Annotated in this window: 26 protein-coding genes; 10 read left to right on the top strand and 16 right to left on the bottom strand. The window is 37.3% G+C overall.

Going from position 1 to position 25,558, the window contains the following annotated elements:
- Positions 1 to 135 precede the first annotated feature (135 nt).
- On the top strand, positions 136 to 576 hold the full coding sequence (locus AB1397_05385; protein MEW6482417.1) for an IS5 family transposase: 441 nt from the start codon (positions 136 to 138) through the stop codon (positions 574 to 576).
- Positions 577 to 1,204: 628 nt separating this feature from the next.
- Here AB1397_05385 and AB1397_05390 read toward each other — a convergent pair.
- The 13 genes from AB1397_05390 to kdsA form a co-directional block, all read right to left on the bottom strand.
- Entirely contained in the window at positions 1,205 to 2,431 is a 1,227-nt protein-coding gene (locus tag AB1397_05390) for a hypothetical protein (protein MEW6482418.1), read from the bottom strand.
- Positions 2,431 to 3,621: a DegT/DnrJ/EryC1/StrS family aminotransferase gene (locus AB1397_05395; GenBank protein ID MEW6482419.1), complete on the bottom strand. Its 1,191-nt coding sequence runs from the start codon at positions 3,619 to 3,621 to the stop codon at positions 2,431 to 2,433. Before AB1397_05395 ends, AB1397_05390 begins: the two co-directional genes overlap by 1 nt.
- Complete coding sequence (locus AB1397_05400; GenBank protein MEW6482420.1) at positions 3,618 to 5,006, bottom strand: NAD-dependent epimerase/dehydratase family protein; 1,389 nt, start codon at positions 5,004 to 5,006, stop codon at positions 3,618 to 3,620. Before AB1397_05400 ends, AB1397_05395 begins: the two co-directional genes overlap by 4 nt.
- A complete protein-coding gene (locus AB1397_05405) occupies positions 4,999 to 5,634 on the bottom strand; it encodes an acetyltransferase (GenBank protein MEW6482421.1) in 636 nt (211 codons plus the stop codon). The genes AB1397_05400 and AB1397_05405 overlap by 8 nt, the downstream gene beginning before the upstream one ends.
- An 8-nt stretch (positions 5,635 to 5,642) precedes the next feature.
- Positions 5,643 to 6,797 (bottom strand): UDP-N-acetylglucosamine 2-epimerase, encoded by a 1,155-nt coding sequence (neuC, locus tag AB1397_05410; protein MEW6482422.1) that lies wholly within the window; start codon positions 6,795 to 6,797, stop codon positions 5,643 to 5,645.
- Positions 6,794 to 7,543, bottom strand: a complete 750-nt coding sequence (locus AB1397_05415) for a formyltransferase family protein (GenBank protein ID MEW6482423.1) — start codon at positions 7,541 to 7,543, stop codon at positions 6,794 to 6,796. The genes neuC and AB1397_05415 overlap by 4 nt, the downstream gene beginning before the upstream one ends.
- A gap of 2 nt (positions 7,544 to 7,545) precedes the next feature.
- Positions 7,546 to 8,199 carry a PIG-L family deacetylase gene (locus AB1397_05420; protein MEW6482424.1) on the bottom strand — a complete coding sequence of 218 codons (654 nt, stop codon included), beginning with the start codon at positions 8,197 to 8,199 and terminating at the stop codon, positions 7,546 to 7,548.
- Positions 8,196 to 9,251 carry an N-acetylneuraminate synthase gene (neuB, locus tag AB1397_05425; GenBank protein MEW6482425.1) on the bottom strand — a complete coding sequence of 352 codons (1,056 nt, stop codon included), beginning with the start codon at positions 9,249 to 9,251 and terminating at the stop codon, positions 8,196 to 8,198. The genes AB1397_05420 and neuB overlap by 4 nt, the downstream gene beginning before the upstream one ends.
- Positions 9,252 to 9,353: 102 nt before the next feature.
- Complete coding sequence (locus AB1397_05430; GenBank protein ID MEW6482426.1) at positions 9,354 to 9,983, bottom strand: acylneuraminate cytidylyltransferase family protein; 630 nt, start codon at positions 9,981 to 9,983, stop codon at positions 9,354 to 9,356.
- Complete coding sequence (locus AB1397_05435) at positions 9,980 to 11,152, bottom strand: DegT/DnrJ/EryC1/StrS family aminotransferase (GenBank protein MEW6482427.1); 1,173 nt, start codon at positions 11,150 to 11,152, stop codon at positions 9,980 to 9,982. The genes AB1397_05430 and AB1397_05435 overlap by 4 nt, the downstream gene beginning before the upstream one ends.
- Before the next feature lie 15 nt (positions 11,153 to 11,167).
- The gene (locus AB1397_05440; GenBank protein MEW6482428.1) at positions 11,168 to 12,328 is read right to left on the bottom strand and encodes an iron-containing alcohol dehydrogenase; all 1,161 of its coding nucleotides are present in this window, start codon (positions 12,326 to 12,328) and stop codon (positions 11,168 to 11,170) included.
- Between the two features lie 144 nt (positions 12,329 to 12,472).
- The gene (gene porA, locus AB1397_05445; GenBank protein ID MEW6482429.1) at positions 12,473 to 13,642 is read right to left on the bottom strand and encodes a pyruvate ferredoxin oxidoreductase; all 1,170 of its coding nucleotides are present in this window, start codon (positions 13,640 to 13,642) and stop codon (positions 12,473 to 12,475) included.
- A gap of 84 nt (positions 13,643 to 13,726) precedes the next feature.
- Positions 13,727 to 14,497, bottom strand: a complete 771-nt coding sequence (kdsA, locus tag AB1397_05450) for a 3-deoxy-8-phosphooctulonate synthase (GenBank protein MEW6482430.1) — start codon at positions 14,495 to 14,497, stop codon at positions 13,727 to 13,729.
- Positions 14,498 to 14,780: 283 nt separating this feature from the next.
- Here kdsA and AB1397_05455 point away from each other — a divergent pair, with 283 nt between their 5' ends.
- The 4 genes from AB1397_05455 to AB1397_05470 all read left to right on the top strand — a co-directional run bounded on the left by AB1397_05455 (position 14,781) and on the right by AB1397_05470 (position 18,276).
- The gene (locus AB1397_05455) at positions 14,781 to 15,221 is read left to right on the top strand and encodes a hypothetical protein (protein MEW6482431.1); all 441 of its coding nucleotides are present in this window, start codon (positions 14,781 to 14,783) and stop codon (positions 15,219 to 15,221) included.
- A gap of 330 nt (positions 15,222 to 15,551) precedes the next feature.
- Complete coding sequence (locus tag AB1397_05460; GenBank protein ID MEW6482432.1) at positions 15,552 to 15,857, top strand: cohesin domain-containing protein; 306 nt, start codon at positions 15,552 to 15,554, stop codon at positions 15,855 to 15,857.
- Between the two features lie 124 nt (positions 15,858 to 15,981).
- Entirely contained in the window at positions 15,982 to 17,310 is a 1,329-nt protein-coding gene (gene accC / locus AB1397_05465; GenBank protein ID MEW6482433.1) for an acetyl-CoA carboxylase biotin carboxylase subunit, read from the top strand.
- A 3-nt stretch (positions 17,311 to 17,313) separates the two neighbouring features.
- Entirely contained in the window at positions 17,314 to 18,276 is a 963-nt protein-coding gene (locus AB1397_05470) for a glycosyltransferase family 9 protein (protein ID MEW6482434.1), read from the top strand.
- A 15-nt stretch (positions 18,277 to 18,291) separates the two neighbouring features.
- On the opposite strand, the gene AB1397_05475 is transcribed toward AB1397_05470, so the two are convergent.
- Entirely contained in the window at positions 18,292 to 18,600 is a 309-nt protein-coding gene (locus tag AB1397_05475; protein MEW6482435.1) for a FliM/FliN family flagellar motor switch protein, read from the bottom strand.
- A gap of 106 nt (positions 18,601 to 18,706) precedes the next feature.
- On the opposite strand from AB1397_05475, the gene acpP reads away from it, so the two are divergent.
- The 4 genes from acpP to bioA are packed head-to-tail and all read left to right on the top strand — an operon-like array spanning position 18,707 to position 22,259.
- On the top strand, positions 18,707 to 18,952 hold the full coding sequence (gene acpP, locus AB1397_05480) for an acyl carrier protein (protein MEW6482436.1): 246 nt from the start codon (positions 18,707 to 18,709) through the stop codon (positions 18,950 to 18,952).
- On the top strand, positions 18,942 to 20,180 hold the full coding sequence (fabF, locus tag AB1397_05485; GenBank protein ID MEW6482437.1) for a beta-ketoacyl-ACP synthase II: 1,239 nt from the start codon (positions 18,942 to 18,944) through the stop codon (positions 20,178 to 20,180). The genes acpP and fabF overlap by 11 nt, the downstream gene beginning before the upstream one ends.
- Positions 20,173 to 20,856 carry a ribonuclease III gene (gene rnc / locus AB1397_05490; protein MEW6482438.1) on the top strand — a complete coding sequence of 228 codons (684 nt, stop codon included), beginning with the start codon at positions 20,173 to 20,175 and terminating at the stop codon, positions 20,854 to 20,856. The genes fabF and rnc overlap by 8 nt, the downstream gene beginning before the upstream one ends.
- A gap of 29 nt (positions 20,857 to 20,885) precedes the next feature.
- Positions 20,886 to 22,259 carry an adenosylmethionine--8-amino-7-oxononanoate transaminase gene (gene bioA, locus AB1397_05495; GenBank protein MEW6482439.1) on the top strand — a complete coding sequence of 458 codons (1,374 nt, stop codon included), beginning with the start codon at positions 20,886 to 20,888 and terminating at the stop codon, positions 22,257 to 22,259.
- Here the strand turns inward: bioA and acsC are convergent.
- Both acsC and AB1397_05505 read right to left on the bottom strand, forming a co-directional pair.
- A complete protein-coding gene (gene acsC / locus AB1397_05500; protein ID MEW6482440.1) occupies positions 22,256 to 23,593 on the bottom strand; it encodes an acetyl-CoA decarbonylase/synthase complex subunit gamma in 1,338 nt (445 codons plus the stop codon). The two genes, bioA and acsC, sit on opposite strands and share 4 nt — an antisense overlap.
- A gap of 20 nt (positions 23,594 to 23,613) precedes the next feature.
- A complete protein-coding gene (locus tag AB1397_05505; protein ID MEW6482441.1) occupies positions 23,614 to 25,167 on the bottom strand; it encodes an HD domain-containing phosphohydrolase in 1,554 nt (517 codons plus the stop codon).
- Between the two features lie 284 nt (positions 25,168 to 25,451).
- Here AB1397_05505 and AB1397_05510 point away from each other — a divergent pair.
- Positions 25,452 to 25,558: hypothetical protein (locus AB1397_05510; GenBank protein ID MEW6482442.1), on the top strand; the 107-nt coding region annotated here is incomplete at its 3' end.

Consider the following 25,558-nt stretch of genomic DNA (forward strand, 5'->3'; position numbering starts at 1 on the left):
GTTCTAGGCATTCTTCTTTCTCGGGGTGTAATAAAACTTTTATTACACCCCGAGAAAGAAGAATGCCTAGAACTGGTTTCATAAGTCTAAAGTTTTTATAAGTAATTGCCGAAATTCTCATAGGAGGTGAAACCTATGAGTAGAGCGATATATTTAACAGACAAGCAATGGGAGAAAATAGAACCCTTGCTTCCAAAGCTAAAAAGCAAAGGAGGTCCTTGGAAAAATAACAGGGAAGTTTTAGAAGGAATTCTTTGGGTTTTAAGAACAGGAGCAAGGTGGAAAGATTTGCCTGAAAAGTATCCAAGCCCCAGCACTTGCTGGCGACGCCTAAACTTGTGGGAAGAAAAAGGAATTTGGCTTAAGATATGGAGAAAATTTATAAGCCAGTTGGACAAAAAAGGAGAGATTGATTGGAGTGAATGCTTTATGGATGGAAGTTTTACTCCTGCTAAAAAAGGGGCTCTAAAATCGGCAAAACTAAGAGGGGGAAAGGCACGAAGCTTATGGTGGTGGCAGATGGCCAGGGTGTTCCTCTGGGAGTGTCCTTGCACTCTGCCTCTCCACATGAGGTAAAGCTGGAAGACTAAGACAATTGACATGCTTGGTAAAAACCAGAACGATTGATTTGCGATAAAGCTTATGATTCTGACAAGTTTCGTAGACAATTGAAGAAAAATGGGATTGAGCTTATTGCACCCCACAGAAGTAATCGAAAGAAGCCCAAACTTCAAGATGGAAGAGCCTTGAGACGATATAGAAAACTTTTGAGAAGATAGAACGTTCTATTGCTTGGATAGGAAACTATAGAGGCTTGGTTATCCGATGGGACTGGAATATTATAATTTATCAAGCTTTTCTTCATATTGCTTGTGCTTTAATAACTTGCAATAACTTATGAAACTGCTTCTAGTAATTTCCTATATTTCGCTATCTTTGTCCAGAATTATCCTCTAAACCAGATATTATGTGTTTAGCTCGGTGAGAATAAAATTGGGAAATAGGCACAAAGGCACAGAGGCACAAAGGCGAGAGAGTTTATTTATTACTTGCTTTCTTTGTGCCTTTGCCCCTTTGTGCCTAGGTATATAAGACAGCTAAACAACGGCTATGGTAATTTGGTTAAGAGAGAAGCTAAACACGTACAAAATTTACAATGAAACAAAGCGTTTCTCCCTCTTTAATGAGGAAGCTTAAACACATATTAAGGAGCTAACACATACCGTTTTTTTAGCGAATCTTCTTTCATTAGGGAATCTGTGATTAATCGATCAGCAACAATTTCCCAAAAAGGTTTTTCGGGTGTTCCAGATCTCTTAATATAATTTTCCTTGTATTCAGTATAAGCCTGTTGATCAATCAAAAGTTCTTTCTCAATATCAATATTTATAACGGATTTGATATTTAAAGGTTTTTTGCCTAGTTTTTTTGCGAAATGAGAAACAGATTCCTCATAAAATCCCCCCTTTATCTGGCCTGGCATTAGAAAAATTATGGGCTTCTTAAAAAGCACCGCAAAATTAATGGAGGTGCTTGAATGAGCAAGAACAAATTTTGATTGGGCTACCAATTTGATTGTGTTACCCTTGATGATTTTACGTCCTCGGAAATAATCTGGATGAGCCTCATACTGCGATCTAGGATGTGCTGCGATAATTACAGGAACTTCGAAATACTTCTCGATATAATCAAAAAACTTATTCAACAATCCATAATAGTAAACCGGATCAATAACTGGCACAGACAACCCCTGTAGCAAAAAGTCCGGGTGAAATGGGAAATATTCATCAAGGAAAACGCAATACGATTCACTTTTAGTTGAATTTTGCTTTTTATTCTGCTTAAGATTAAGATAAAGATCATAATCCAAAGTATGTGCCCAAATAATCCTTGTATTTTTCGAAGGAGGGGGCCTCTTTGAAATAAACTTCCTGCCTCCGGCTAAAATATACCTTGGTGGCTGAAGATCTGAAAAATCAATACTTAAAGCAGAAAGTTTATTAATTATTTTATTATATATTCCCTTAAACCCATTTCTTTTAACATACCCAATTATTCTTAAAAATTTGTCAATATTTCTAACCACAGGAATGCTATTTGCGCAAAAGCTTGCATATTGTATGTTTAATTGTTTTAATAACTTATAAAGGAAAATATTGTTCTTTTGAGCACCAATTAAATCAATTCCAAAATGTTTTTTATGACTTTGCAAAAAATCTGAAATATCATCTTTATTTTCAGCAACTAAAACATTTTGATAATCACTTAGATCAGAGGGTCTATAGTTTGCAAGATAATCGGGATTGAAAACCCGTGTTATATCTAAAAACATCACATTAAAACCGCGAGAAAGCAGTAATTCTACCCCAAAGCGCTTATAATCACGTTTTTCAAGTGGCGTGTTAATATAAAAACAAATATCTTTAACCATTAGTTCCTTCGCACATCCGAAATTTCAGAAGCTCTCTTATAAATTTCATAAACGGCATAGCATATCTTCTTAACTGTTTTAACAGGGATATGCGAAAACAGGGGAAGGCTTAGTGCATTTTCAGATATTTTCACTGTATTCGGCAAATTCTTGTCTTTCTGGCCAAAGCCTAAAAAAGCCTTTTGTTTATGCAGTGGCGGATAAAAATATTTTTTTACCACAATATTTTCCGCCATCAATGCATCATACAATTTATCTCTACTTAATCCAAATTCACCTTCATCTATTAAAATTGAAAAATCTTTAAAGCTGCTTTGGTTGCCTTCCTCAATTTTCTGAAAATTTATCCCTGGTAAGGAAGACAATAATTTTTTATAGAGTTTTACCAACTTATCCCTCCTTGCCACATTCTTTTCAAGTATCTTCAAACTTTCAATCCCCAGCAGAGCATTAAACTCGCTCATTCTTGCACTCAAGCCGGAGAACTCAGGGTTATAATCGCCGGAATCTCCATAATTTCTGCCAATTCTAAGTTTGGCTGCAAGTTCATCGTTATTGGTAACAACCATTCCCCCTTCTCCAGTGGTTAAAAGTTTTGTCGGACTCAAACTAAACGATTCAGCATCACCAAAACCTCCCACATTCTTTCCTTTATATTTGCTTCCAAATCCATGAGCAGCATCAAAAATTAATTTCACTTTGTGCTTTTTAGCGAGCCTTTCTAATGCGTCAATATCAGGCGGATTTCCAAATACGTGCACCGCTATAATTGCAGAAGTATCCAATGTTATCGCTCTTTCCACTTCTCTTGGATCAATATTGTATGTTTCAGAATCACAATCAACAAAAACTGGCTTTAATCCATTCCAGACTACCGCATGCGCCGTAGCATGAAAAGTAAAACTAGGAAGGATCACCTCCCCTTTTAGCTCTAGGGCTTTCATAACCAGCATCAAACCACTCGTGCAGCTACTGACTGCTACAGCATGTTTTACCCCTAAATATTTAGCAACATGGACTTCCAATTCTTGAACACATTTTGAATTAGTAATCATTCTGCTTTTTAAAACTTCTTCGTATCTCTTTTTTAGAATCGAAATTGACGGTATAGTAGGTTCAGTTATAGAAACTGGCTTATCAAATGCTGGAATCCCTCCCAATATTGCTGGAATTTTTAATTTTTGATTCATTGGTTATACTCCAGATTATAATATTTTGGATCATTTACATCCTTGATATGCCCACTCTTTATCGCGTTGCCGATTTTTTTGATTTCTTCCCCCAACCCTTTCTTTACTTTATAACCCAATTCTTTTTCAATCTTGGCAAATGATACAAAATAATTGCGAGGATCGGTGCTTTCGCCTTCTATAACAAGGTTAGCTTCTGGATAATAGTTTTTTACTTCTTTGGCAATATCAATAATTCTGTAATTCTGTTGGCTGGAGCCAACATTAAATATCTGACCTTTTATCTTAGCCAGAGGTGCTAGAAGGCATCGGATATAGGCTTCTGCGGCATCCTCCACATTAAGCAAGGGCCGCCATTGCTTGCCTCCTCCGTGAACCAATATTTTGCCATTTACGACTGCGTCTTTGGTCATAGTATTTACCACCAGATCAAACCTCATTCGGGGAGAGAATCCGTACAAAGTGCTCATCCGCATTATGGTAAGCGAAAAATTCTCATCTTCTAATGAGAGAATGCCCTCTTCAGACTGAATTTTTGACCTTGCGTAAAGCGACACGGGATTAAGGGGTGAATCCTCTGTCAATTCCTCATTCCCTTTCATCTGGCCATAGACGCTGCAGGTTGAAGCGTAGATAAATCGATTAATTTGATGGTATTTACAAGCCTCAGCCAAAACTTTATTGGCCAAATAATTTGTTTCTATTGTTGCTTCAGGCCTTGTTTTGCAGGCAGGATCTCCCACAATGGCTGCAAGGTTAATTACCGCATCAATATCTATAAGTGCCTGTGTAAGTGTGGAAATATTGCGCATATCGCCCTCAATCAACTCAAAATTGTCATTATTTAACAATTCTTCAATTGGTTCTTTTCCAAACATTAGAATATCTAAAACCCTAACCTTAAATCCATTATTAAGCAGCTTCCTTACCAGAACAGAACCTAGATATCCTGCACCACCAACTACCAAAATGTGCTTGTTATTCTTCGGTGAAACTTTTGCCTTAGAGCTCTGCAAAACAGCCAATTTGGAAATTGGGGCTATCTTTATAGGCCGATCTTTGCTATCTAAAACAAGAATATAACGGCTGTCAGGCATTCTCTCTAACAGTCTCACAATGGTCCTCTTAACCATCCCGGGAACTGAAAGATCTCTCTCCCTTAAAACAATTGGATCTGGATTTACAATATCCTTGACACAAGATTTTATATCCTTACCCTTAAGAATTGCTTTCCTTATTTCGCTATCACTCACTGCTCCAACTAACCTTTTTTGGTCATCAACAATATAAGCTACTCTAAGCCCAGAATAGTCTATAAGCCTCATAACTTCCTTAACAGAGGCATCATAGCGAGCTATAGCATCTTTTAATCTTTTTCTAAACATTCCTTTTAATTACCTTTGCTGGAACGCCAACCACAGTAACCTCATCGGGTATATCTGAAATTACGGCTGCACCTGCACCAATTATCACATTTTTGCCAATTTTTATATTCTGGATAACCGAAGCGCCAGTCCCAACATAAGAAAAACTGCCAACTTTGACTGTGCCTGCCAAATGTGCCCCTGGCCAAATTTGGCAAAACTGCTCAAGATAACAATCATGGTCGACTGTTGCTCCAGTATTAACAACAACACCATTTTCCAAAACCGCGCCAGGATTAACCACTGCACCCGGCATAACCACAATCCCTTCTCCCATTTTGACATCTCGTGAAATGATAGCTTTAGGATGAATCGCAGAAATCACCATCATAGCTAATTCTTTTGCTCTTCGAAATACCCTTTCACGATTCTTATTATTTCCAATGCCTAAAGCAATCTCAATTGAATCTTTATCTTTCAGATAGGACCAATCGCCCAAAACCTTAAATCCGTTAATCTTCTGGCCTATTTTATTTCTATCTTCATCAAGAAAGCCTAAAATATCTGCTCCAGATTCCAGCAAAATATCAAGAACAACTTTTCCATGCCCACCAGCACCAAAAATCAAGATTTTGTCATTTCTTTTCATACCTTCTCCTAATAAGTTATTTGTTTTTGCAATAGCTTTTTATCCAATTTTATCGTACTTAATACTTTCACAATCCGTTCACTGGCATGCCCATCACCATAGGGATTTTTACATCTTTTAACTTGTGCCAAAAATTTCTTATCATAAAGTGCCTTCTTAATAGCCTTTACGATTGCATCTTTATCATGAGGTACATCTATAACATTTGTGCTTCGCTCACGGCCATTCTGACGAATACCGATATTAACCACTGGCAATTTAAGTAAAGGTGTCTCAATTATTCCTCCACTTGAATTCCCAATGAGTACTGAACTATGCTTCAAAAAACTCAAGTATAGATTACGGGGTATATTCTTGAATATCCGGGTAAAAAGTCCACGCCTAGTTTCTATCTCTCTGATTATGGTTCTCCCGCCTGCATCTGAATTCGGATAAATAACTACTGTTTGCATTCCCAATTCTTCGATTGCTTTCAGTGTTTCTTTAATTTGAAAGCTAGCAGAATCTATCTGGGTTGTCACCGAATGCTGTAGTAAAACTAACAATGGTCGCTCAAAATCCAACTTAAATCTCTTCGCCAGTTCCTGCTTTGACAAAATCGGTCCTTTCAGTATGTCATCTAGACCCGGTGCTCCAACTTGCCAGACATATTTTGGTTTCTCTCCCATCCTGATAATCCGTTCTTTGCTTTTTCGGGTAGCCGTAAAATGGATATGTGCTAGTTTTGTAATTGCATGTCTGGCAGATTCGTCTAGCCCTGCTGCGCTAATATCTCCACCATGGGTGTGAGCAATGGGAATATTCATATAAGCACCAGCAATTGCTGCTGCCAATGTTTCGATTCTATCTCCCAAAATCAATAAAATATCCGGTTTTAATTTTTTTAACCCTCTGGTCATTCCTAAAATTCCTTTACCAATTGCAATAGCCATAGCTGCCGCATCATTTTTAGCTGGATCCATCTCTACTAAGTAATTAACCTCAAACCCATCTTGCTTTACTAAGTTTATAGTTTTACCAAATTGCTTAGACAAATGCATGCCGCTAACTATCACTAAAAGTTTTAAGTTTGGGTGGCTCTTGATTGCAGACATAACAGGCTTTAAAAGACCATATTCAGCACGACTACCAGTAACAACACAAATTCTTCGTTTCCTACTCATATTTCTTTCAACTCTGCCCTCCAGATAATTAATCTCTTTCCATTTTTTTCAATATAAGCCCCTTTGTAAGGTTTTGATAAAGCTCTTACTTTTGCATAAATATTGTCTATACTATCTTTTTCAAAATCTATTTTATTATCTTGCAATTTTGGTTTCTTAAAAATATATACTTTTGAACTATCCTGCGGCCTTCTTGGAGCAGACTGATTTATTACCAAGGGCAAATATTGCTTTACTAATACCTTGCCCGCTTTGATTACCTTCATATAAACATCCTGCGCATGGTCGATAGGATCAATCGAGAATTTCTCTTGGGCAATAATATCTCCGTCATCTAATCCTTCACTCAAGTAATACATAGTTACGCCAGATTCCTTAATACCCTCCAAAATAGTATTGATTATTGGGGCAGAACCCCGACCATAAGGTAAAAGAGTTGGATGAAAGCCAATTACCCCTAGTCTAGGAATACCAAGGACTTCCTTCTTAATAATCTGTCGCCAACCACACACAACCATCAAATCCGGATTCAGCTTTTCAATAAGAGCCACTTCTTCATTTATCATTTCTATTTCAAATACTTCAATTCCAAACTCGCACCATTTTTCAATATCAATACCATCATACATGGTTGTTTTTGCATTCTTTTTTAGAGTCATTATAATTATCTCTGAAATTCCTAAATCTGATGCTTCTTTCAGTAGTTCATATCCTAATTGATTCGCTGAGAGCCAAATAATTTTCATTTTCAACTCCACACATCTCTAATTAACATAAAAGCTTCAGCATATTTCACACAGATTTCCGAACCACGCTTTCTTGCTAATATCTCTATCCCTTCTTCGCTTCTTGGGTGGGGAAATTTTTTCCCTTCAGACTTGTAAATCTTGAAGGATTTTATTTTCGTATCAATATATCTTTCGATATTAACCCAATAATTTGGCAAAAATGCCTTATTGTTCCATTCCGTTTCTGATAAAGTCTCGAAGCACAACAAGTTGATCTTTTTTGGTGGTCGAGAAGCAACCATGCTGGCTCTAAAAAGGATCGTATGATCATAATTCAGATCGCCTTCAAAATGCGTGTAAATCACATCTGGACACACTTGATCAACAATGGAAGAAACAACTTTATTAACCTCTCCATGAGGTAGAACATTTAACTTTGTTGTTGTCAAATCAAGATTGAACCTCTTTTTGATTCCCAGCAAGGCATCGATTTTTTTCTGTTCTTTCTTTTTCTCCTCCATATATTTTTTTGTCCAAAGCGGCTCATAAGCTTTGGTCGCGATACAGACATAAACATCATCGCCATTGTCAACATGCTTGAGGATCGTTCCACCCACCCCCAATATTTCATCATCCGGATGTGCTGCAATTACTAAAACTTTTTTTTTACTCATATGCGCATCATACTCCAAGTTAAAATTTGATCTTTCTTAATGCTTGTGATAACCTGCTTATCAACTAACTTATCGAGATATTTTGGCTCAATCCCCGTCCCAGGTCTTTTTATTGCAAGCATATCCAAAGATAACCTTGTTCCCTTTGGGATATCCCTGGCCACCACAATACTTTTTCTAGCAACTTTTTGTACTTCTATTTCAGATTTGGTTGGTTTCTTTATCCCATTCCCCATGGCCATTTCAACATTTCTGATGGATTGAACCATTTTCCTGAACTCATCTGGCTCTAGAGATGCCTTATGGTCAGGCCCGGCAAGATTTTTGTCCAAGGTAAAATGCTTTTCAATTACACAAGCTCCTAACGCAACCGCTCCAACAGATACTTCAATGCCTTCAGTATGATCCGAGTATCCGATGGGAAGATTAAATTCATCTTTTAATGTAACCATTGCCTTTAAGTTAACATCTTCATATTTGGTTGGATAATTTGATGTACAATGAAGCAAAATCAACTTTTTATTACCAGTAGAATAAATAGGTTTGACTGCTTCCTTCACTTCAGCCAAAGTAGACATACCCGTAGATAAGATTATAGGTTTTCCGTACTTAGCAACCTGAATTAACAAAGGAATATTGGTTAAATCTCCTGAACCAATTTTAAAAGCAGGAACCCCTAATTTATATAAGAATTCTGCGCTTTGAAAATCAAAAGGGGTTGACAAAAAGATTATATTTTTCTTCTGGCAATAATTAAACAACTTTTTAAATTCATTCTCCGACAGCTCAAGCTCTTTTAACATTTCATATTGGGATTTACCGGAAGTTGTTTTGTTTTGATATTCTGCTTTCGGAGCATTTGGAATCACAAGTTCATCAGCCTTAAAAGTTTGAAACTTAATTGCATCGGCTCCTATATCTTTTGCGGCCTCTATCATCTTTTTTGCTATTTTTACATCGCCATTATGGTTAACCCCCGCCTCGGAAATAATAAAAACTGGCTGGTTGTCTCCAATTGTTCTTCCTGCTATATTAATTTGCTCTTTTCTCATCTTTCTTTACGTAATTTCCTCTCTTCGCTTTCCAAGTAAAAAAATCGTTTCGTTATTCCACAATAATTCGATCTCAATATTTATGATAAGGTTTTTCTCCCATTATTGTTTCCCCTCTTTTATTCTCTTTAGCAAAATCTGCTCTGCTATCCAAAAATCAAATTCATCGTCAATTTCAATATTTTGCTCTCTTGTGGTTTCAAATCTCTCAACTTTTTTACCAAACATTGTCCCCTTTTTAATTAGCTCTCCTTTAATGACATAAACATTTCCATCATCATAAAAGAATCCTCTTAACTCCTGTCTCCTTTGGGTGTAGAAACCATATTCCATAAATTTACAAATAAAACCTGTTGCTAAGTTATCAGCCCCTGTTTCTTGAAATCTCTCTATACATCTATCAATCAAATCCTTATCCCGAATGGGTGAAGTTGGCTGTAGAAGGACAACTGTGTCAGCCTCTATCTTTGATAAAACATCCTGTAAAACCGATAAGGTAGTAGCCTCATCGGTTGAAAGCTCATTTGGTCTATCTACTACTTCTGCTTCATATTGCCTTGCAATCTCTGCAATCTTTGGATGTTCAGTTGAAACAACAAATTTCTCTAAAAGTTTTGACCTTTTTGCCGCCTCAATGGTCCAAGCAATCAGAGGTTTCCCTGCAATTAGTTTTATATTTTTCCTGGGAATACCCTTGCTGCCTCCCCTAGCAGGAATAACTCCCAATATCATAAAACCTCTGATGCTACCTCCTTCACAGAAGATATCACTTTATTAATTTGCTCATCAGACATATTAACCATTATTGGAAGAGCAATAGCTCGCCTTAAATAATTTGTAGACTGGCTCCAAACCTTTTCAAGGTCTTTATCTTTATATTCAGGGTAGTCATAAAATATCTGCGTCCAGGTACCAGCATAATGCCAGTTAATAGCATCAGGAAGGTTTTTAGTTCCTAATCCCCTTGAAGCAAGAGCTTTAGCGAATTTTGTTGCTTTTTCCCTTGTTTCAACAAAAAAGATTAGGGTATCACCCGCATCTCCTTCTGGATCTGGTAGTTCTCTAAATTCAATATTAGAAATATCTTTAATTTCCTCTTTTATACTTTTTTTATTTTCCCTTTGTCTCTTTAAGATATAATCAAGTTTTCTTAATTGAGCTAGGCCTATCGCACCATGGAGTTCAGTTGCTTTGTAATTAAACCCCCAAATGGTGCGAGTATCTTCACCCCTTGGAACATTTGGATTACATTCATGTCCATGATCGGAGTATTCTCTAGCTTTTAAATACACTTTTTCATCATTGGTTACCACAATTCCCCCTTCGCCAGTAGTAATAATCTTTCCAATATCCATGCTATAAGCTCCGGCATCACCAATTGTCCCAAGATATTTACCCTGATAAGTAGCGCCTAGCGCTTGGCAGCTATCTTCCATAACCTTAAGATTATATTTTTTAGCAACATTTGTAATCTCTTCCATTTTTGCGGGCACTCCCGCCATGTGAACTGGAACTATAACCTTTGTCCTTTCTGTTATTTTCTTTTCCAAGTCTTTTGGATCCATATTCAAAGAGGCATCTATTTCAGCAATAACTGGCTTAGCACCCAATTCCAAAATTGCTTCAACTGTTGCAATGAAAGTAAAACTTTGGGTGATAACCTCATCTTTTGGCCGAACGCCTAGTGTAAAAAGTGCCAGTTTGCAGGCAGCTGTTCCATTGCAAACGCATAGGGCATACTTTGTACCAACTTTTTTAGCAAGCTCTTTTTCAAAATCTTCAACCCGAAAAATATCCTCTCTTTTGGCATTTAATCCATAACGATAAAGAACTCCACCTTTTTCAAAAACCTCCATTACTGCTTGCTTTTCTTCTTCTCCAATTAATTCAAATCCAGGCATTTATTTTTCTTCCTTTCATGCTATTTCAAGCATCATTTTGCGAACATCATCTTTGGTTATCTCTACAGGATTCTGGTCAATGGCGGGTTTTAGAACATCATATTGGTCTATCATAAATTGAATATCAGATGAAGTAAGATTATAATCGCTCAATTTTCTTGGAACTTCAAGTTTGTCCATTAAACAGTCTATCATTTTTACAAATTCCATATTCTTTTGCTCAATTGATAAATTTAAATCCGCACCTTCTATTAAGTCATATAGTTTAATATAATCTCTATAACCTTTTTCAACATTTATTTTTGTAATTGAAGGCAAAAACATAGCACCAGCATATCCATGGGGAACTTTATAAACCGCTCCAAGGGGATAGGAAAAAGCACCAGATGGCCCTGAACCCGCATTTATCAAAGCAATGCCAGCAAAATAAGCACCTAATGCAATGTCGCCCCTTATTTCAACATTGTTTGGGTAATCCAAAACCTTCATCAGCCCATTAAAAAGAAGTCTAAAGGCCTCTATTGAATACATACGCGAGATTATCGTATGGTTTTTATGGACATAGCTTTCAAGGGTGTGAACAAGGGCATCTACTCCTGATGACACAGTTACCGGTTTAGGACAATTAACGGTTATTAAAGGATCAATGATTGCACAAACAGGAAAATTTAATATAGAATTTATCCCCAATTTCTTCTTTTGCTTACTATCAGTGAAAACAGCATTATAGGTTACCTCACTTCCCGTTCCAGCGGTTGTGGGAAGAGCAACAACCGGTAATGGCCGATTTTTAAGCTCAGGAAATCCCCGAAACGAAATTGCTTCACCTTTATTCGTTAGTAAAACCGCAATGCCTTTGGCAAGGTCAAGTGTGCTACCACCTCCAATACCAATAAGACAATCATAAGTTTTGCCAACAAATTGCCTTTTAAAATCTTCAAGATAATCATAGTCTGGTTCAACTGAAACATTCTTATAAATATCCCGTCTCAAAGCGATTTTTTTAACACTATTGAGCGCTTTTATGACTTGGGGATGATTAAAAACACCTTGGTCAATAATAAAAGCAACGCTTTTATAACCTAATCCCTTTATTTCTTCCCCAAGTTTTTCGCTTTCCCCCACACCAAACCTTAAGTTAGTAGAGACTCTAAACCGAAATTGCCCTAAACTCATCTCTCTGCCTTTTGCTCCTTATATACTCAAACAAAATTGGTTTTCAAGTAATCATTTAAAAAATCCTAAATTCAAAACTAAGATTTGGGATTTTTTGTCTCATATTACTGGAAAACCAATTGCTTTTTAGTATACACCATCTTTTTATTTCCTAAGACCGAGGTATCTTATGGGGTTTTCAATCTTTTTTTCCTTAAGGAGCATAGAAAGATTTGAAAAAACCTTTCTTATCTCCTCAATGGTTGTATCCCTTCCTCCCAAGCCATAGATGTAATTTACAATAATGGGTGGATTTAAAAGACTATAAAGAGAAGACCTTACTTCAAGGCATAAGGGAGCAAAGCTTGCATTTAACCCACATGCCCTATCCATAACCGCAATTGCCTTTGTTCCTGAAAGGGCTTCTCTTATCTTTGAATCTGGGAATGGACGAAATTGTGAGACCTTTAAAAGCCCTGCCTTTATTCCCTTTTCCCTTAATTCATCAACTATGTATTTTATTGTTCCACAAGTAGAGCCAATAGCAACTATGGCAATCTCTGCATCATCAAGTCTATAGGAAGAGACAGGGCTATATTCCCTGCCAAATTTCTCGCTAAATTCTTTCTCTACATCCCTAATAATATCCTCTGCCTTATTCATTGCTTCAATTGTCTGCCTTTTATGCTCAAAGTAATAGTCTGTAAAGTCTATGGCTCCTATGGTTATTGGCTTCTTTGTATCCAAAAGGCTATATTCTGGCTTATATTCACCAATGAAACCCTTTACCTCCTCATCGCTTAATGTCTCCAAAACCTCCATCCCATGACTTATGATAAACCCATCGGTTGTAACCATAATGGGAAGCCTTGCCTTTTCTGCAATTTTTACCGCCTGGATAAGATAATCATAAGCCTCCTGGGCATTCTCTGAGTATATTTGTATCCATCCAGAATCCCTTGCACCCATTGTATCAGAATGGTCGCAATGGATGTTTATGGGAGCAGATAATGCCCGGTTGACCTCTGCCATTATAATGGGAAGCCTCAATCCCGATGCAATGTAGAGCATTTCCCACATCAGGGCAAGCCCTTGCGATGAGGTTGATGTCATTACCCTGGCACCCGAAGCAGATGCTCCAATGCAGGCACTCATTGCAGAATGCTCACTTTCCACCGGAATATACTCTGTTTCAACAAGACCATCGGCCACAAAGCCTGCAAATATCATAACAATTTCTGTGGCTGGTGTTATCGGATAAGCTGCGACAACATCAGGGTTTATCTGCCTCATTGCCTCTGCCATTGCCTCATTACCCGTTTTTGCTACCTTCATTTTAGCTTATCCATAATATCAAAAAGCATCATCTTCTTTTTTATTATACTAACCAAAGAACATTTTGTCTACCTAAAGATTTTGTTATTTAGCAAGGATTTTCTTTGCCTGGTTTAAAATCTCCTCCAGAGAATCTAGTCTTACCATACTTTGTCCATCAGACAAAGCATTTTCTGGCTCTGGATGAACCTCCATAAATAAGCCATCAATGCCAGAGGCACAGGCAGCCCTTGTAAGATAGGGGACAAATTTCCTATCTTGCGAGGAATGTGTTGCATCAAAGATAAGGGGATAGCCAAATTCCCGCATAATGGGAAATGACCTAAAGTCAACCACAAGGTTGTTATAGCCAAAGAATGTCCCCCTTTCTGTAAGGAGAATTTTGCCTTTTTCAATAGATTCTATTTTTTGAACAACATGCCTCATATCTTGGGGAGAGATAAATTGTCCCTTTTTGATGTTTACAGGAAGGCCTGTCTTTGCTGCTTCTATGATTAGGTCTGTCTGCCTGCATAGAAATGCTGGGATTTGGATTATATCCACAACCTTTGCTACTTCATCTATCTCAGTTTTACAATGGACATCGGTTATAATGGGAATATCTAGCTCATTTTTTATTTTCCCAAGGATTCTAAGCCCTTCCTTTATTCCTGGGCCCCTATAGGAATCTATACTTGACCGATTTGCCTTGTCATAGGATGCCTTAAAGATAAATGGAATCTTCAGCCTTCCTGTAAGGCTTTTTATCCTTAAGGCTGTATCGTATGTTATCTCCTCATTCTCAATAACACAAGGACCTGCAATCAAAACAAATTCTTCTCCTATTTTTATATTTGAAACCCTAATGATATTCATTCCATTTTTATTGAGGATACTTACTCTAAAAATTTTTGTCAAGTTTTCATGCCTTACCCAAAAATTTTTCTTGCAAAATCTTTGTAAATATGTTATACTTAAAGTAAGATAAAATGATTCCCCTTCTTTAGAAGGGGTGGCAGAGCGAAGGTCTGAGGGGGTAGGTGGAACTTCGAGGAAAACACCCCGTCGCTTCGCGACACCCCTCTGAAAGAGGGAAATAACACCCCGTCAAACTTCGTTTGACACCCCTCTAGGAGAGGGGAATGGAAGGTTGTGTAAGATGAAAAAGTCAATCTTTGGGATTTTGATGATTTTGACATTCCCTGCTGCCTATTGTAGCTTAACCAAGCAGGATATCGAGGAGATAAGGAAGATTGTAAAGGAAGAGATTCAACATGTAGATAAACGGATAGATGGTTTGGATAAACGGATAGATGGTTTGGATAAACGGATAGATGGTTTGGATAAACGGATAGATGACCTACGCCAGGAAATGAATACAAGAATAGATTCTTTGCAAAACCTTCTTTATGTCATTCTAGCTGGTATCTTTGGCTTGATTGGCTTTGTCCTCTGGGATAGAAGGTCTGCCCTTGCCCCTGCTGTTAGAAAGGCAAAGGAGCTTGAGGAAAGGGAAGAAAGAATAGAAAGGGCTTTAAAGGAATATGCATTTCAAGAGCCAAGATTAAAGCTTGCCCTAGAGAATGCGGGAATTTTGTAAAATACCTTCCAAAAATTAGCAAATCTAACCCTCATTGACTTTTGGGCTAAAGGCTTGATATAATGGGATTTATGAAAAGCAAGGATGAGCGGTTAATCCCTTTTAAAAACAATAAATTACATCTTTGGCATCCTTGTTTTCTTTGTCGCTTTTGGGATTTATTTGCGGACATTAACCCCAACCATAGGGTTTCATGATTCGGGTGAGCTAATAACCGTTGCTTGGAGATTAGGCATTGCCCATCTTTAATAATCAATGGTTTTTTGTTTTTCATAATTATTCCATAGCATATCTTTAAAATCAAAAACAAGGGTATAAAAAGGCAGTAAAATAGAGCATGCAAAGCCAGGGGATGTGATTACCCTAAATATTCTAATCTCTGAGGCAAGGAATAGCCTTTGTGGTGAGATTCATCTAAGCTATGACCAAAACCTTCTTTCTCCAACCCAAGATAAGCTACAACCAGGGAATTGGCCAAGCCAAGCTACATCTACCCTAAAGAATAGGGTAAAAGATGGAAGAATAGACTATGCCTTTGGTTTAAGAAAGCCAGAGGAGAAAGATTCGGGAATCTTAGGAACAATTAAATTCATCGTAAAGAAAGAGGGAAAATCAAAAATTTCCTTTTTGAGATAAAAATTTGACAAATACCCTCAAATATGGTAAATTTTATATGTGAAATTGTATATGTTTAGCCTTTAATTTGTAATTTTTTCTTCTTTAAAAAAGGCTAATAGCTAAACACATACTAATAATTTTTATGTTCTCAAAGATTTTAATCGCCAACCGGGCAGAGATTGCCTTAAGGATAATTCGCTCTGCAAACGAGATGGGGATTAAGACAGTAGCCATTTATTCAGATGCAGATGCTACATCATTACACATATCCTTTGCAGATGAGGCAATATGTATTGGCCCAGCCCCTCCCTCCGAGAGCTATCTCCTTTCCTCCCGAATAATTAGTGCAGCAGAGGTAATCGGTGCGGAGGCAATCCATCCAGGATATGGCTTTTTGGCAGAGAATGCAGATTTTGCAGAAGCCTGTCTAAAGCATTCCATTGCCTTTATTGGTCCTTATCCAGCAAGTATAAGGAAGATGGGAGATAAAATAGAGGCAAGAAAAATAGCAAAAAAGGCAGGCGTTCCTATAATCCCTGGCTCAATAAAACCCATAGCTGACTATAAAGAGGGAGAAAAACTCGCAGAAAAGATTGGCTTTCCCATTATGCTTAAGGCTTCTGGTGGAGGGGGAGGAAAAGGGATAAGAATTATAAACAACAAGGATGGATTTGAGGAGGGGTTTAAAATGGCTCAAATTGAGGCAAAGAATGCCTTTGGAAGCGATGAGGTCTATATTGAAAAATTCATAGAAAAAGCAAGGCATATTGAGATTCAAATTATAATGGATAATTTTGGAAGGGCTGTTCATCTTGGTGAAAGGGAATGTTCAATTCAGGTAAAGCATCAGAAATTGATCGAGGAATCTCCATCACCCATTGTTGATGAAAGGTTAAGGAGGGATTTGGGAAGGTCTGCAATAAAGATTGCAAAGGAGGCAGGATATACAAATATTGGAACAATTGAATTCCTGGTTGATGAGAAAAAAAGGTTCTATTTCCTTGAGATGAATACAAGGATTCAGGTTGAACACCCAGTAACAGAGGCGATTACTGGAATTGATATTGTAAAGGAGCAAATAAGGCTTTCTGGAGGGGAAAAGCTTGGCATTGCCCAAAGGGAGATTATAATGTCAGGTCATGCTATGGAGTTTAGGATAAATGCTCAGGACCCTGATAATAATTTTTCTCCCTCTCCTGGAAAGATTACAGGCCTTCATATTCCAGGGGGAATTGGCATAAGGGTTGATACCCATATCTATACAGATTATGAGGTTCCTCCCTTCTATGATGCCCTTCTTGCCAAGCTTATTGTTTTTGGAAGAAATAGGGAGGAGGTTTTGGTTCGGGCAAAGAGGGCATTAGATGAATTTGTGATTGATGGAATAAAAACAACCATCCCATTTCATCAGAAGATTCTTAATGATGAGGCATTTAGAAAAGGAGAGATACATACCCAGTTTGTTATTTAGTAAGTGAAAATTCTTGTCATAAGAAACGATGGGATCGGCGACCTTATCCTTACCCTTCCTGCAATTTCAAGCATAAAAAGGCTATATCCAGATGGCTTTATTTCTATTCTTGTCTCGCCTTATACCAAAGATATTTTATGGAACAACAAAGATATAGATGAAATAGTGGTTGATGACAAAGGCATTTTTGAGGCTTCCAAAATGCTTTCTAAAGCCAAATTTGATATTGCCTTTGTCTTTTATCCAAATTGGCGAAATGCCTTTATTTCCTTTCTTGCTGGAATACCAGAAAGAGTAGGAACTGGTTGTAAAGCTTGCGGAATTTTATTTAACAAAAGGAGGTATATTCATAGAAGAAACATCCATGAGGCAGATTGGTGCCTTAAGATTGCTGGATTGGATGATGAAATTAAACCCCCGAAGATCTTTGTTAAGGAGAGGGATTTAGAATATGCAAAAAGCCTTATTTCTGGAATATCAGAGCCAATCATTGGTATTCACCCAGGAGGAAAGAAAAGTGCATTGAATTGGGAAGAAGAAAGCTATGCTAGATTAATTGAGAAGATAGAGGAAAGATATAAAACAAGGGTAGTGATTACAGGAGAAATAAATGATAAAACAATTGTGGATAGGATAATTTCAAAGACAAAGGGAAACCCCCTTAATCTTTGTGGTAAAACAAGCCTGGGAGAGCTTATTGCTCTTATCTCCCTCTTCTCTATATTTATTGGACCAAGCACAGGGCCTTTGCATATTGCAGGTTGTTTAGGTATTAAAGTAATTGGCTTATTTCCTCCCATTATAAAACAAAGCCCCAAAAAATGGCATCCTTTAGGAGAAAATTATTCCCTACTTACCCCCGATGTTCTCTGCAAAGAGAATAAATGCAAAGGGTTAAAATGCAAGGAATACAATTGTATGAAGAGAATTAAGGAAGGAGAAATTTTGGAAAAAATAGCATTTTAACTTTTTAATCTGCATTTATTCCACCAATTCTGTTATCCTGATTGCGATGAGGTTATTTACAATAACAACCTGTCCTTTTGCTACTATTTTCCCATTTGCAAGGACATCAAATGGCTCTTGTAACAATTTATCAAGGCAAAGGATTTCGCCCTCCTTCATACTCAATACATCCCTTACATATTTTTTTGTCCTTCCAATCTCAACGCTTATTTCAATAGGAACATCGCCAAATGATGTTATTTCTCCCTCCCCTGTAAGTATTTCTTCTTTTTTTAAGGTAGAGAAAGAAACAGGGTGTATGGTTGGTGCATTTTCATTTTCCATAGGATTATTATGTCCTATATGGGAATAAAAGTCAATTAAAAAAACTAGACAGAAATAAAGTTTAACATTTACACTATTTCCTTAATTAAAATTTTGGGGGTGAAATATGGAAAACGAGATATTTGAGAGGGTAAAAAAGATAATCATTGATCAACTAGGGGTGCAGGAATCCCAGGTTAATATGGAAGCCTCGTTTGTAGATGACCTCGGAACAGACAGCCTTGATACGGTTGAGCTTGTAATGGCACTAGAGGATGAATTTGGCCTTGAGATTCCCGATGAGGATGCTGAGAAAATAAGGACCATTGGCGATACCGTCCGATATATTAAAGAGAAGAAAGGTGGAACATAGGGTTGTTATAACCGGGCTTGGTGTGATAAGCCCTATTGGAAATTCTGTTTCTCTATTCTTTTCTTCTCTTATTAATGGACAATCTGGAATAGAAGAGATAAAAAGCTTTGATACAACAGGCTATTCAACAAGGATTGGAGGGGAAATAAAGGGTTTTAATCCAGATGGAATTCTCTCTGAAAAAGAAAAGAAAAGGTTCTCTTTATTCATCCAGTATGGGCTATCTGCTACGCAAGAAGCCATTATAGATTCGGGCATTTCTCTTTTTCAAGAGGATTTAAGAAGGATTGGTGTCCTGGTTGGCTCTGGAATTGGAGGCCTTGATGTATTAGAAAGGGAGCATAGCGTTTTGCTCAAAGATGGTTCAAGGAAGATCTCACCTTTCCTTATTCCAATGATAATAATAGATATGGCATCTGGTGTTATTTCAATAAAATTTGGCTTTTCTGGTCCAAATCTAGCAATAGCCACAGCTTGTGCAACATCTACCCATGCAATTGGTGAGGGATATAGGCTAATTCAATATGGGGCAGCTGATGTTATGGTTGCGGGTGGATGCGAAGGAGCCATTACACCACTTGGTCTTGCTGGATTTTGTGCTGCAAGGGCATTATCTACAAGGAATAATGAGCCACAAAAGGCATCCAGGCCATTTGATCGAGAAAGGGATGGTTTTGTAATGTCAAATGGTGCTGGAATTCTTATTTTAGAAGAGGAAAATCATGCAAGAAAAAGGGGTGCAAATATCTATTGTGAGATTGTAGGTTATGGAATGAGTGCAGATGCATACCATATTACAGCCCCAAAGGAAGATGGAAGTGGAGCATCACTATGTATGGAAAATGCCCTGGCTGATGCAAATATTTCTCCTGACAAAATTTCCTGTATAAATGCACATGGAACATCAACCAAATTGAATGATAAGGCAGAAACCCTGGCAATAAAAGATGTCTTTGGTGATTTTGCTTATAAAATTCCCATAACCGCAAATAAGTCTATGACAGGCCATTTATTGGGAGGAGCAGGTGCAATTGAGGCTATTGCCTCTTGCCTTACTATAAAGAACAATATAATTCCTCCCACAATAAACTATGAATATAAAGACCCCGATTGCGACCTTGATTATGTTCCGAATATTGCAAGGGAGGCAAAGATAGATTATGTTCTTTCCAATTCATTCGGCTTTGGCGGACACAATGCCTCTCTTATATTTAAAAGGTATGAATAAAGAAAAGGTTATTATAGAGTTTCAGAAAAATATTGGGGTTTTTTTTAAAGAGACCCCCTTTTTAGTAAAGGCACTTACACACAGTTCTTATGATAGAGAGAATAACAATGAAAGGCTATGCTTTCTGGGAGACAGCGTTTTAAATATGGTAGCTGCCTCCTATCTTTTTGAAAAATATCCAGAATATTCAGAGGGTTTTCTTACGAAGATGAAGGCAGGTTTGGTTAGCAGGAGACAACTTGCAAATTGGGCAAATAATATTGAGCTAGGAAAATTTCTATTTTTAAGTAATGGCGAGAGAAAAACAGGTGGAAGGAAGAAAACCTCTATATTGGCAGAGGCAATTGAGGCATTGGTTGGTGCTATTTTTATTGATTCTGGAATAGAAAATGCAAAGGCATTTATAATGAAGCATCTTGAGTCTTGCAAGGAGGAATCTTTGGATTATAAATCCCTTCTTCAGGAGCTTGTTCAAAAGAAAAATAGAACCCTTCCCATATATAAGCTTATTGAGAAATCGGGAATGGAGCATAAACCCATATTCAGTGTTTCTGTGGAGGTAGCTGGAATAATTGAGAAAGGCATTGGAAGAAGTAAGAAGAGCGCAGAAGAAGATGCGGCAAGAAAAGCATTAAAGATAATTGAGAAGTCGGGGAGTTTCGCTCCCCTCAGGTAACTGAAAAGTAATTGGTTTTCGGTAATCCTATGACAAAAATCCAAAATTTCAAATCCAAAATTCAAAATCCTCCCAATATGGACTTAATTGAAAAAGACTTAAAATACATCTGGCATCCATATACCCAGATGAAAGATTGCCTCAATCTCCCTCCCATATTGATAGAAAGGGCAGAGGGTGTAGCCCTTTATGATATTTCTGGGAATCTCTATTATGATACAATTGCAAGCTGGTGGTGTAATGTTCATGGACATTGCCATCCTAGAATAATCTCTGCAATTAAAGAACAAATTGAAAAATTAGACCATATTTTATTTGCACACTTTACCCATAAAAATGCCATTTGCCTTGCTGAAAGGCTTATTTCAATTACCCCAAAATGCCTTACAAAGATCTTCTTTTCAGACAATGGCTCAACCTCAATTGAGGTAGCCCTTAAAATGTCATTCCAATATTGGAAGAATTTAGGCTATAAAGAGAAAAAAGCATTTTTATCACTTGATTTAGGATACCATGGAGATACAATGGGTGCAATGAGCCTCTCAGGTGTATTTAATCGTGCATTTAAAGACCTTTTCTTTAGCTCATACAGGGCAAAATCACCATATTGCTATAGATGTCCAAGGGAATTATCAAGGGAATCCTGCAATATTTCTTGTATTGACTCTATGGAAAAAATTCTGGAACAAAAAGCATCCAAAATATGCGGGGTAATTATTGAACCATTGGTATTGGGAGCAGCGGGAATGATTGTCTATCCAAAGGAATATTTAGAAAAAGTAGGCTCTCTTTGCAAAAAACACAATGTTCATCTCATTTTAGATGAGGTTGCCACAGGCTTTGGCAGGACAGGAAAGATGTTTGCTTGTGAATATGTCAATATTTCCCCTGATTTTCTTTGCCTTTCAAAGGGAATAACCTCTGGATGGCTTCCCTTAGGAGCAACCCTAACCACAAATGAAATTTATCAAGCATTCTATGGTGAATATAAAAAAACATTCTTTCATGGCCATACATACACAGCAAATCCTATATCAACGAGGGTTGCTCTAGAAAGCCTTAAGCTCTTTGAGGAAGAAAGGACATTAGAGAGGGTAGGAAAAATAATTCCAAAGTTTCACAAAAATTTAGAAAGGTTTAGAGAACTTGATATAGTTGGTGATGTCCGATATATTGGGCTAATCGGCGCTTTTGAGCTGGTAAAAAATAAGAAAACAAAAAAGCCATTTCCTCCTAAGGAAAGAATAGGCTTTGAGGTTTATAAAGAAGGGCTTAAAAATGGTCTTATCTTAAGACCACTGGAAAATGTAATCTATCTCTTTCCACCATTATCTATAAAAGAGGATGAACTTAATGATATTTTGGAGAAAACCTATTTTCTTTTTTCCCATTTAAGGTTTTAGCGATTGAATTTCTGAAGAAAAATGGGGATGTCCGATGCCTCTCTAGGACCTACAATCACCTCCCAGTTTTTCAATTCCTCCTCAATCTCGCCCTTTATTCCTGCAACATAGCCTGGGATAATAATTCTTCGGTGGGAAATTTTTTCCTCTATCTTGCTTCTCTTTACAAAGGCTGCAATAAGCTCGCCATTAAATTTTCCTGCAGACCAGGATGTTAGGGTTGAAAGGCCTCCGGTGTCCATAATCATAAGGTGGGTGGGAACCTTTGAGGCCTCTATCTCACCCTGGACAATAAAGTATGTCAGGGAGAAATTTGTGGTAATACAAACAGGCGATTTCTCATCAGGGCCATTTATCTCATAGATTTTTTCCTCAATTGCCATTGGTCTTTGGGGGTCTGTATAGATGTTTAAAGATAAAACAAGGAGGGGAAATAATGATTCTGCAAAAAGATTTGATAAGACAATAATTCCCCCATATTTTATGATAAATGTTGCTGCATATAATGCCTCTTTCATTGGGTTATCTGTTAATCTACAGGGAAAGGTAATCGTTGGAAATCCAAAGGGCCTAAATTTTGAAATTAGGGCTTGCCTCCTTATAAATACATTGTGATAAAATGCCTCCTTTATTGTCTTTGGGCTTGAGTCAAGGACAATATCCCTTATTCCAAGGGAAATGAGCTTTTCTGTCAAAGGGGAGAGGCTTTCTAAACCATCTCCCTTTGCCACAAGGGGAAGGTTATATTCCTTGGAAATAGATGCTATTTCATCTATATTGTTTTGGTTTGCAGAATAAAGGAGAGGCCTTCTTTCCTTCGTGATTTCAATTGCTTCCTTCAGACCGTCCATATTCTCTGAGGAAAGACAAAGAATGCCATCAGATTCTTTCATTGTATAAGAGACCAATTCTAAAAATTTTTCCTTATGGTTTGATGAATTTTCAAGGAATAAAAGGTTTGCTTTTAAGATAAGCCCTATTCTTTCAAACTTTAGGGTGTTAAATGAGGCTATTTTTTTCTTCCAGGTGCTTTCCTCTTCTCTATCCTTTATCAAAACGGCAATTCCTGGTGGATGGACAAATGTCTTTTCATGGCGAAAGAATACACTCTCCTCTCCTATGGCAAAATTATCGCCAAGAATTACCTTTCTTATAGGTGGAGCCTGGCTTTCTTCCAGAAATGCCTTTGTCTCATCTTTTATGTATGGGCATTTAGAAACCTCAACCTTAGAAGAGGCAAGCTGCATTGCAAATGCAAGACAGGTTGGAAAGCCACATTCCTTGCAATTTGTTTTAGGAAGATGCTTAAATATTTCAATACCTGATAAAGCCATATTTAAAATTTTGGTATGATTTACACATAGGCTGCAACCTTTATTTTCTTCTCAAGCCAGCTTTTAAGGAATGCCTTAACTACGGTGGGATCAAATTGGCTTCCAATCCCTTCCTTTATCTCTGCCAGGGCTGCATCAGGAGACATTGCCTTTCTATATGGTCTGTCAGAGAGCATAGCATCAAAGGCATCACAGACAGCCAGAATCCTTGCACCCAAAGGAATCTGCTCACCTTTCAGCTTTCCATAGCCACCACCTCCGAATTTTTCATGGTGATAGCAAATAATGGGAAGCATATTCTGAAATGTTTTGAATGAGCGAAGGATGTCTTCTCCTATCCTGGGATGGAGTTGAATCATAGCAAACTCTTCCTTTGACAAGTTTGTGGTTTTATTCAAAATTTCATCGGGAACGCTCATCTTTCCTATATCGTGAAGAAGGGCCGCATCACAGACAAGGTCTGTTTCTTCCTTTGAAAGGCCAAGTGTTTCACATACAGACTTGGCATAAGCAGCAACCCTTCCCGAATGACCTGCCTGGTATTTTTGCTTTCCCTCCATTGTTTCAATGAGAGAGGTCATTGTATTAAAGAATGTCCTCTCAAGCTCTTCAAAGAATATGGCATGGGAAAAACCAAGCTTTGCATGGGATGATACCTTTCCAAAAAGCTCTCTTTCTTTTTCATCAAAAGGCTTTTCCCTTGATATACCCACAATGATGGTTTTTTCGTTTAAGGGTAAAACAGAGACAAGAAAGGAGTACATTTTTGCCTTTTCTGCGCTTGTGAACATACCTCCCTTTGATACCTTTACCTTGTCCCTTTCAAGGGAAGGAAAAACATCTGATACAGCCTTATAAAGCTCATCATAAAAATCCTCAGCAAGAAGGGTGTTTGTTTTGAGATAAAGCCTTCCTTCATTATCATCCCAGATAATACAAAAATTAGTCTCAATGGGGATTGTCTCCTTCATTATATCAAAAAATGTATCATTTGTCTCCCCAATATCCATAAATGAGAATGATAGGGCTTGTTCTACTTTTTGGCTAAAGGTAATCTCTTGTATCTGCTTATTCAAAAGGGCATTTACTTGGGTAAGTGCTTCCTTTGAAATTCTAAACCTCTCTACAGAGGATTTGAGCCGTGTTAGCTCCTCTTCTTTTTCTTGAAGTTTTTTATAAAGCTTATCTACCTCAATTTGTGCCTTTTCGCTTACTCCTATTTTTTTCCTTACAATCTCATCAATTAAAGGGAAAAGCTCTTCCTCCTTTAAAGGCTTTTTTATCCTTCCTTCTATATTCAAGCTTGCATCAACAAACACCTTTTTATCTAAAGGTTCCATAAGGATTATTGGAATATTTGAATATTTCTCATCACCCTTTAAGAGATAGCAGAGTTGATGACCATCTAGCTCAGGAAGGAATGCATTTAAAATAAGGAGATTTGGATGGGCAGATTGTATCTTTTCAATGCAGGATACACCATCGGTTACAAATTCTACCTCATCACCCCTCTTTTTTAAAAGGGAGATGGTCTCCTGCACACTATCTTTGTCTTCCGCCAAAAATATTTTCATCTATCCCTTTTATATATCGGCAATTTTTTATAAAATCTTTAAGAAATTGTAAATATAATAAAAACAAAAATTTTATTTTGTCAAGGAGTGGCATATATAGTATCTTCCATAAATGGTCAGAAACAATGTGGTAATTTAAGATTTAAATTTTTTCCTTTATTTCAATTGTAATTTTTGATAAAATTTTTTAAGGTAATATGCATACTATAGTTAATTCCATAACGCTTTATAAAATGTATGTGTTTAGATAATCTTAAGAAAAACTACTATAAGAAAGATACTATATGTATGAGCCGGTTATAGGTCTTGAGGTTCACCTTCAGTTGAAAACAAAAAGCAAGCTATTCTGTGGCTGCTCAACAAAATTTGGTGCATCAGCTAATACACTAGT

The sequence above is a fragment of the bacterium genome, from assembly GCA_040756715.1.
Lineage (GTDB): Bacteria > UBA9089 > UBA9088 > UBA9088 > UBA9088 > JBFLYE01.

Coding starts and splice junctions, on each gene's coding strand:
- acsC (MEW6482440.1), bottom strand. CDS start 23,593: ATGGCTTTATCAGGTATTGAAATATTTAAGCATCTTCCTAAAACAAAT.
- porA (MEW6482429.1), bottom strand. CDS start 13,642: ATGAAGGTAGCAAAAACGGGTAATGAGGCAATGGCAGAGGCAATGAGG.
- rnc (MEW6482438.1), top strand. CDS start 20,173: ATGAATAAAGAAAAGGTTATTATAGAGTTTCAGAAAAATATTGGGGTT.
- AB1397_05435 (MEW6482427.1), bottom strand. CDS start 11,152: ATGCCTGGATTTGAATTAATTGGAGAAGAAGAAAAGCAAGCAGTAATG.
- neuB (MEW6482425.1), bottom strand. CDS start 9,251: ATGAGAAAAGAGCAAATTAATATAGCAGGAAGAACAATTGGAGACAAC.
- AB1397_05385 (MEW6482417.1), top strand. CDS start 136: ATGAGTAGAGCGATATATTTAACAGACAAGCAATGGGAGAAAATAGAA.
- AB1397_05390 (MEW6482418.1), bottom strand. CDS start 2,431: ATGGTTAAAGATATTTGTTTTTATATTAACACGCCACTTGAAAAACGT.
- AB1397_05400 (MEW6482420.1), bottom strand. CDS start 5,006: ATGTTTAGAAAAAGATTAAAAGATGCTATAGCTCGCTATGATGCCTCT.
- neuC (MEW6482422.1), bottom strand. CDS start 6,797: ATGAGTAGGAAACGAAGAATTTGTGTTGTTACTGGTAGTCGTGCTGAA.
- AB1397_05395 (MEW6482419.1), bottom strand. CDS start 3,621: ATGAATCAAAAATTAAAAATTCCAGCAATATTGGGAGGGATTCCAGCA.
- AB1397_05455 (MEW6482431.1), top strand. CDS start 14,781: ATGAAAAAGTCAATCTTTGGGATTTTGATGATTTTGACATTCCCTGCT.
- bioA (MEW6482439.1), top strand. CDS start 20,886: ATGACAAAAATCCAAAATTTCAAATCCAAAATTCAAAATCCTCCCAAT.
- AB1397_05440 (MEW6482428.1), bottom strand. CDS start 12,328: ATGAGTTTAGGGCAATTTCGGTTTAGAGTCTCTACTAACTTAAGGTTT.
- AB1397_05405 (MEW6482421.1), bottom strand. CDS start 5,634: ATGAAAAGAAATGACAAAATCTTGATTTTTGGTGCTGGTGGGCATGGA.
- accC (MEW6482433.1), top strand. CDS start 15,982: ATGTTCTCAAAGATTTTAATCGCCAACCGGGCAGAGATTGCCTTAAGG.
- AB1397_05415 (MEW6482423.1), bottom strand. CDS start 7,543: ATGAAAATTATTTGGCTCTCAGCGAATCAATTAGGATATGAACTACTG.
- AB1397_05420 (MEW6482424.1), bottom strand. CDS start 8,199: ATGAGTAAAAAAAAAGTTTTAGTAATTGCAGCACATCCGGATGATGAA.
- AB1397_05475 (MEW6482435.1), bottom strand. CDS start 18,600: ATGGAAAATGAAAATGCACCAACCATACACCCTGTTTCTTTCTCTACC.
- AB1397_05505 (MEW6482441.1), bottom strand. CDS start 25,167: ATGAAAATATTTTTGGCGGAAGACAAAGATAGTGTGCAGGAGACCATC.
- AB1397_05430 (MEW6482426.1), bottom strand. CDS start 9,983: ATGATATTGGGAGTTATTCCTGCTAGGGGAGGCAGCAAGGGTATTCCC.
- acpP (MEW6482436.1), top strand. CDS start 18,707: ATGGAAAACGAGATATTTGAGAGGGTAAAAAAGATAATCATTGATCAA.
- kdsA (MEW6482430.1), bottom strand. CDS start 14,497: ATGAATATCATTAGGGTTTCAAATATAAAAATAGGAGAAGAATTTGTT.